This window comes from Marinilabilia rubra (assembly GCF_003121985.1).
Classification (GTDB): domain Bacteria; phylum Bacteroidota; class Bacteroidia; order Bacteroidales; family Marinilabiliaceae; genus Marinilabilia; species Marinilabilia rubra.
In genome coordinates this window covers 1-1,601 of the sequence record NZ_QEWP01000050.1, presented here as the reverse complement: position 1 = coordinate 1,601, position 1,601 = coordinate 1, and the positions used below count along the sequence as shown (strand labels likewise).

General features: G+C 36.2%; 1 protein-coding gene. It reads left to right on the top strand.

Annotated elements, in window-relative coordinates:
* Nucleotides 1–218: 218 nt before the first annotated feature.
* On the top strand, nt 219–1,601 hold a 1,383-nt coding region (locus DDZ16_RS20525; protein WP_109266358.1), incomplete at its 3' end, for an IS4 family transposase.

Below are 1,601 nucleotides of genomic sequence, written 5' to 3'. Positions count from 1 at the left end.
CGCAACTCACCCCTTTCGGGATGATAGTCGAATTTTCTTCATATATTTGCTGTGATTTATTTAACAATAAAAAGGCCGATCTTGATTGGTGAATCTTAAAGCGATCGGCCTTATTTTACACTGTAAATATAATAAAAATAAACCATAAAACACTATATTACAGCGTTTTATTTTGCATTTTTCATTATTTTCTATAGAAGAAAGTTGCCTTATTTTCATTGACTTCGGATTTGAAAAAATCCTTAAATTCCATTCTTAACGAAACTGAAATTAACAGACTCGGGAGGTTATCCGGTTTTGTGCAAAGGAAGTCTAAGCTATCGGCATTTAAGTTTCTGCTTAGCTTAATGTTTTCTAGATTTGACGGAAGTAAATTAAGCTTAAACGATATTAGCAATGAACTTTACGACAAATTTGACTGCAGCATCAAAAAGCAATCTATAAATGAACGCATTAACGATAGTGCAGTTGAGTTTGTGAAGATGGCCATTGCCAAAGCCCTTAGTGAAAAACTGGAAGCAAGAAACAATATTGCCTTCCTCAATAATTTTGCAGCAGTCAAGATCCAAGACTCAACAAGTTTTCAATTACCGGAACATCTTGCCTCCCACTATGGAGGTTGCGGAGGTGCGGCATCAGGGGCGCTGGCCCGCATCCAGTTTGAATACGACCTCAAGAGTTCCAATATAACCACTTTAGAACTAACCTCGGGCAGCTACCAGGATGTTAAGTTTTCCAAAGACCATGCAGAGAAAGTAGAAAAGGGTGAACTGGTAATCCGGGATTTAGGATATATAAGCGGTGGTTTTTTGAAAAGCATAATAAAACAAGAAGCTTATTTTGTAAACAGACTAATAGCCAGACAATCAGTCTATACAAAATCAATGCATGGAGAGTTCCTTCAGCTTGATTTTGCAACGTTGCTTAAAGAGATGGACAATGCCCTTATAAGATCAAAAGAACTGGAAATCTTCCTTAAAGTAGATCAGGAGTATATCGGGATGAGAATGATAGCGGAAAGAATGCCTGATAAGATATACGAACAAAGGATAAGGAAGGCAACGAAAGAAGCCAAAAAGAAAAAACGCAACCTAAGCGATGAATACAAATTACGATGCCGTTTTAACTTGTTCGTCACCAACGTTGATGCTGGCATTTTAAAGACAAAGGATATTAACTATATGTATAGCCTGAGATGGCAGATCGAACTGATATTCAAATCATGGAAGTCCACATTCTGCATTGCTCATGTAAAAAAAATGAAAAAAGAACGGTTTGAATGTCAGCTTTATGCAAAGCTATTGCTTATAGTGGTGAGCTGGATTACTTATAGCAAGATAAACAACTTTCTAACAGCATCGCACGACATTAAAGCTTCGATGTATCTGAGTTATTATAAGTTTTGCAAAACAGTAAATGCTCGTTTGGAATCATTTATGATGGCGATTATTTGTAGAAAAAAACGGTTAAAAAAATTCATTTCCAGCCTTGTTCATACCGCCACACGGAAGGAACAGAATGTAGAACCAAAAAATAAAACATTTTCGAGTATCCACATATTAGAAATGATAAACCAAACCTTTGATTTTGTGAATATTCCA